This window comes from Dietzia sp. UBA5065, from assembly GCA_002415925.1.
In the GTDB taxonomy this organism is placed as follows: domain Bacteria; phylum Actinomycetota; class Actinomycetes; order Mycobacteriales; family Mycobacteriaceae; genus Dietzia.
Genome location: DIAZ01000083.1, coordinates 1 through 5,789, shown reverse-complemented (window position 1 = coordinate 5,789; position 5,789 = coordinate 1). Strand labels below are relative to the sequence as shown.

The following is a 5,789-nucleotide window of genomic DNA, read 5'->3' as shown; positions in this document are numbered from 1 at the left end:
CGTGCTGCTGGCCGAGGCCAAGGTCCCGTACGACATCGTCCTGGAGCTCGACGAGATCAACGACGACTTCGCCGGCACCGACGTCGTCCTGGTGATCGGCGCCAACGACACCGTCAACCCGGACGCCGCCGAGGACCCGAGCAGCCCGATCGCCGGGATGCCCGTGCTCCACGTGTGGGAGGCCACCGACGTGATCGTGTTCAAGCGCTCCATGGCCGCGGGCTACGCCGGGGTGCAGAACCCGCTGTTCTTCCGCGACAACACCCAGATGCTGTTCGGCGACGCCAAGGACCGGGTCGACGACATCCTGGCCGCGCTCAAGGACCAGCCCGTGGGAGCGGCCCGCTAGACCGGACTGCCCCGCCCCCCGCCCCGGGCCCTGGCCCCCCGGGTTTGCGCTGGCGCTGAGCACGCAAAACCCCGGGCCGCGCTGCGGGTTCGGACCGAACCCGCAGCGCAACCCGGGGGGCGCCGGGAGCCTGGGGCTACGTGCTCGCGCTCGCGGTGTCGACCGCCGAGCCGTCGGTACCGAGGCCGTCCTGGAAGTAGGCCATCTCGCGATGGTAGGCCTTGTCGAGTCCCTCGAGCTCGTCCTCCTCGGTGACACGCAGGCCCATCGTCTTGTCCAGGACGAGCGCGATGAGCAGTGTCACGACGAAGGAGTAGGCGACCACCGCGAGGGTGGCCAGCGTCTGGGCGCCGAGCTGCCCGAACCCGCCGCCGAACAACAACCCGGCCTCACCGACGGGGGAGGCGGGATCGGCGATCACTCCGATGAGCAGGGTCCCGATGATGCCCGCGACCATGTGCAGGCCCACAACGTCGAGCGAGTCGTCGTAGCCGAGGCGGTACTTCAGCGCCACGGCGTAGTGACAGGCCACGCCGCAGATCAGGCCGATCGCGATGGCGCCGAGGGGGCTGACCGAGGACGCGGCCGGGGTGATGCCCACGAGGCCGGCCACCAGGCCGGAGGCCACACCGAGGGTGGTGGGGTGCTTGGCGCGGACCTGCTCGGTGATCATCCAGGCCAGGGCGCCGCAGAGGCCCGCGACGACGGTGTTGAGCGCGGCCACCGCGGCCGTGTTGCCCGCGACGAGCGCGGAACCGGCGTTGAACCCGATCCAGCCGGCGAAGAGCATGCCGGCGCCGAGGAACGTCAACGGCACGCTGTGCGGCCTGCTCACCGCGGGGAACGCTGCGCGCCGGCCGAGCACGAGGACCAGGGCGAGCGTCGCGACGCCCGCGTTGATGTGGATGGCGGTACCACCGGCGAGGTCGATCGCACCCAGGTTGTTGGCGATCCAGCCGCCGATCACGGACCCGTCCTCGGAGTCGAAGGCGAACACCCAGTGGGCCACCGGGAAGAACACCAGCAGCGGCCACGCGACCGAGAAGACCAACCAGGTGGAGAACTTCATCCGGTCCGCCGCGCCACCGGCCACGAGCGCCACGGTGATCCCCGCGAAGAGCAGCAGGAACCCGGCGAACAGGGCGGGGGGAAGGCCCGGGGTCTCGGGCTCGGCCATGATGCCGGCCAGTCCCAGATACTCGAGCGGGTTACCGAGGAGCCCGGCACCACCGAGTGAGTTGCCGAAGGTGAGCGAGTACCCGACCAGCACCCACAGCACGGCCATGACGGCGACCGCGCCGATCGTCATCATCATCATGTTGAGCGTGCTGCGGATGCTGACCATACCGCCGTAGAACAGGGCCAGGCCGGGGACCATGAAGGCCACCGCGACCATGGCGGCGAGCACCCAGGCGGTGTCGGCCGCCGCAATGGCTACGTCCATCTGTCTCTCATTTCTGTGAGGCCACTCCGTAGCGGCGATCTAAGAGGAACTTGCGTTTCACAGTGTGATCCCGACGAGCTTTCCTCCGGGTGTCGCGCGCGTTTCCATCGGGTTACCTTGTCGGGCCCGGTGCGGACCCGGTCGGCCGGTCGGCCAATTTTTCAGTGAGAACGTCTGTTGGATAGGCAGTCTCGGGCCGGAGAAGTCGTAACGTCGCGGAAACCCACCACCGGTTTCGTGTCAGTAGGTTGTGACTACCAACCAGAAACGGCACGTGAGATGCCCACCCCAGGAGAATCCGATGACAGTCACCGCAGACCCCTCCGCCGAGGTCCACGGACGCCGGAACGGCTCGTCGGTGTCGACGGCGTTCCGGCCCGCGGCCCCCGGACCCCGGCCCGAGATCGCGCCGGGCCCCCTGGCCCGGCTCGTCGCCGACACCGGGACGAGATTCGTGCTGGCCGTCTTCACCAACCTCCGGGGCAAGCCGTGCGCGAAGCTGGTCCCGGCGTCCGCGGTGGATCAGCTGGAGGCCGGCGAGCTCGGGTTCGCCGGATACGCCGCCGATGCGATCGGCCAACGGCCCATGGACCCGGACCTCCTCGTCGTCCCCGACCCCCGCTCCTTCACCACCCTGGACTTCATCAAGCCCGGGCTGGCCCTCGTCCACTGCGACCCCTGGGTGGGCGGCGAACCGTGGCGCTTCGCGCCACGCGTGATCCTCGGGCGGATGCTGGCCGACGCCGCGTCCGACGGGCTCGACCTCAAGGTGGGCGCGGAGGTCGAGTATTTCCTGGTCCGCAAGAACGCGGACGGGTCGCTGCGCACGGCCGACCCCAAGGACGACGAGAGCCACCCCTGTTACGACGCCCGCGGGGTCACGCGGATGTACGAGCACCTGGCCGGGGTGTCCGATGCGATGAACGCGCTCGGGTGGTCCAACTACGCCAACGACCACGAGGACGGCAACGGGCAGTTCGAGCAGAACTTCGCCTACGACGAGGCGATGGTCACCGCCGACCGCGTGATGACGCTCCGCTACATCATCTCGATGCTCGCCGAGCAGCGGGACATGATCGCCACCTTCATGCCCAAGCCGTTCTCCGACCGCACCGGGTCCGGGATGCACCTGCACATGTCGCTGTGGCGGGACGGCCTCCCGGTCTTCCCCGCGGACGGCGACGATCCGCACGGACTGGGGTTGTCCCCCACCGCGTACGGCTTCATCGCCGGGATACTCGCCCACGCCGCCGGGATGCACGCGGTCCTGTGCCCCACGATCAACTCCTACAAGCGCATCGGTGCCCGCACCACCGCGTCGGGGGCCACCTGGTCGCCCACCGACGCGACCTACGGCGGCAACGACCGGACGCACTACCTGCGGGTTCCCGACGGCAACCGGGTCGAGCTCCGCGGCGGCGACGGATCGGCCAACCCCTACCTCGCCGTGGCCGTGCAACTCGCCGCGGGCCTGGACGGGGTTCGGCGGGGACTCGATCCCGGGATGCCGGCGACGGTCACCGGGGCCACCCACACGCTCCCGCCGACCCTCCTGCACGCGGTGGAGGAGATGGGGCGCGACGAGGTGGTCCGCGCCGCGCTGGACATCGGCGGCGGCGGCGTGGCCGAGTACTACGCCGATCTCAAACGCGAGGAGTTCATCTCCTGGCACAACACCGTCACCCAGTGGGAGATCGACGAGTACCTCACCGCGTTGTGACCCCCCTTCCCCACCCACCCACCCAGGAGAAATCATGTGCGGCATCGTCGGACTCCACCTTCGCGACCCGGACCTCGAGCCCCGGCTCGGCGACCTGCTCACCACCATGCTCGGCGAGATGACCGACCGGGGTTCGGACTCCGCCGGTGTGGCCGTCTACGGGAACCCCGACTGGACGCCGGCGGGCTCGGCGACCGTCACCGTGCTGGCAGACGACGTGGACGCGGCCGACCTGGCCACCCGCGTCGGTTCCCGGCTGGGAACGGCGGTGCGGGGTCGTGAGATCGGTGCCACCGTGCTGTTGTCCGCCGAGACCGACGCGGACACGCTGGCGTCCGCACTGCGGACCGCCGCGCCGGAGGTCGTGCTGGTGGGGATGGGCAGCGAGCTCGCCGTTCTCAAGGGCGTCGGCCTGCCCCTGGACCTGGCGACCGGATTCGGGTTGCCGGGAGCCTCCGGGTGGCAGGGCGTCGGCCACACGCGCATGGCCACCGAGTCCGCCGTCACCCCGGCCGGGTCGCACCCCTTCTCCGTGGGCCCCGACCAGTGCATCGTGCACAACGGCTCCTTCTCCAACCACGCCTCGGTGCGCAGGGAGCTCGCCCGTCGGGACGTCCACTGCGACACGCTCAACGACACCGAGGTCGCGGCCCGCTTCGTGGCCGAACAGGTCGCGCTGGGCGCCGGGATCGACCAGGCGCTGGAGGAGATGTCCCGGGTCCTCGACGGCTTCTACACGCTGCTGGTGTCCACGGCCGAGGAGTTCGCGGTGGTCCGCGACCCGATCGCCTGCAAACCCGCGGTGATCGCCGAGACCGACCGCTACGTGGCCATGGCGTCCGAGTACCGCGCCTTGGCTCACCTTCCGGGCATCGCCGACGCCCACCTCTACGAACCCGAGCCGGGCCGGATCTACCACTGGCACCGCTGAACCCCCCGCGCCCCCGCCCCCACCACGAAGGAAGCACGATGACCGTCACCCCAGAGCAGACCGTCCGGCTCACGACCCTCGGACCGCCCGAGCCGGCCGTGACGTCCGCCCCCGCCGCCGCCGTGCCCACCACGCCGGTGCGCACCATCGACGTCCAGGCCGCGGGACTCCGGGAGACCAACCGGGTCCTCCAGGCGTCCGACGGCACCGGCCGGTTCGTGCTCACCCGACCCCGGGGTGCGCACGCGCTCGCCGTGGGTCTCGACACGGCGGACGAGGTCGTGATCGACGGGCCCACCGGGTACTACACCGCCGGGATGAACGACGGTGCCGACATCACGGTCGACGGGAACGTGGGGGTCGGGGTCGCCGAGAACATGATGTCCGGCACGGTCCGGGTCAACGGCTCCGCGTCGCAGTCGGCCGGCGCGACGGCCCACGGCGGCCTGCTGGTGATCCGCGGGGACGCGGGTGCCCGGTGCGGCATCTCGATGAAGGGCGTCGACATCGTGGTCGAGGGGTCCATCGGTCACATGAGCTGCTTCATGGGCCAGGCCGGACGGCTCGTCGTGCTGGGCGACGCCGGCGACGCGCTCGGCGACTCCCTCTACGAGGTGCACATCTACGTCCGGGGAGAGGTCGCCTCCCTCGGCGCGGACTGCGTGGAGAAGAGCATGCGGGCCGAGCATCACGCGGAGCTCGAGGAGGTTCTCGACCGGGCGGGCGTCACCGGGGTCTCGACCGACGAGTTCCGTCGGTACGGCTCGGCGCGGACGCTCTACAACTTCGACGTGGACAACGCCTCCGCGTACTGATCGCACATCCCACCTCCCCGCCCTCCCCGACAGGAGCCCGACATGCCGTTCGACGGACCCACCCGCTTCGACCAGTCCACCCCCACCCAGGCACGGCCCGCCGGAAACGACCCCGTGCTGCGCGAGTCGGCCACGTTCCCCCGCCAGGTCATCCACGAGATTCAGCGCGCCGCGGCGACGGGGATCTACGACATCCGGGGCTGGGGTGCCAAGCGCGAGCTCCCGCACTTCGACGACCTCCTCTTCCTGGGGTCGTCGATGTCCCGGTACCCGCTGGAGGGCTACCGCGAGCGCTGTGACACCGACATCACCCTGGGCACCCGGTTCGCCTCGAAGCCCCTGCACCTGGACATCCCCGTCACCATCGCCGGGATGAGCTTCGGGGCCCTGTCCGCGCAGGCCAAGGAGGCGCTGGGGCGCGGCGCCAGCGCGGCCGGAACCTCCACCACGACCGGTGACGGCGGGATGACGGCCGAGGAGCGCGGGCAGAGCTCCACACTGGTCTACCAGTACCTGCCCTCGCGATACGG

The 5,789-nt window shown here is 70.6% G+C and carries 6 protein-coding genes; 5 read left to right on the top strand and 1 reads right to left on the bottom strand.

Annotation, left to right across the window (positions count from 1 at the left end; all coding sequences use genetic code 11):
* A partial coding sequence (locus B4M60_RS06110; protein ID WP_291081273.1) for an NAD(P)(+) transhydrogenase (Re/Si-specific) subunit beta occupies positions 1–349 on the top strand: 349 nt, incomplete at its 5' end.
* A gap of 136 nt (positions 350–485) precedes the next feature.
* Here B4M60_RS06110 and B4M60_RS06105 read toward each other — a convergent pair.
* Positions 486–1,793: an ammonium transporter gene (locus B4M60_RS06105; protein ID WP_291081271.1), complete on the bottom strand. Its 1,308-nt coding sequence runs from the start codon at positions 1,791–1,793 to the stop codon at positions 486–488.
* Positions 1,794–2,094: 301 nt separating this feature from the next.
* On the opposite strand from B4M60_RS06105, the gene glnT reads away from it, so the two are divergent.
* The 4 genes from glnT to B4M60_RS06085 all read left to right on the top strand — a co-directional run.
* Positions 2,095–3,513 carry a type III glutamate--ammonia ligase gene (gene glnT, locus B4M60_RS06100; protein WP_291081269.1) on the top strand — a complete coding sequence of 473 codons (1,419 nt, stop codon included), beginning with the start codon at positions 2,095–2,097 and terminating at the stop codon, positions 3,511–3,513.
* Between the two features lie 34 nt (positions 3,514–3,547).
* Positions 3,548–4,444, top strand: coding sequence for a glutamine amidotransferase (locus B4M60_RS06095; protein WP_291081267.1), 897 nt, complete (start codon positions 3,548–3,550; stop codon positions 4,442–4,444).
* 38 nt (positions 4,445–4,482) lie between these two features.
* Positions 4,483–5,259, top strand: a complete 777-nt coding sequence (locus tag B4M60_RS06090; RefSeq protein WP_291081266.1) for a protein glxC — start codon at positions 4,483–4,485, stop codon at positions 5,257–5,259.
* Between the two features lie 42 nt (positions 5,260–5,301).
* Positions 5,302–5,789 (top strand): glutamate synthase-related protein (locus tag B4M60_RS06085; protein WP_291081264.1); only part of this gene is annotated, 488 nt, incomplete at its 3' end.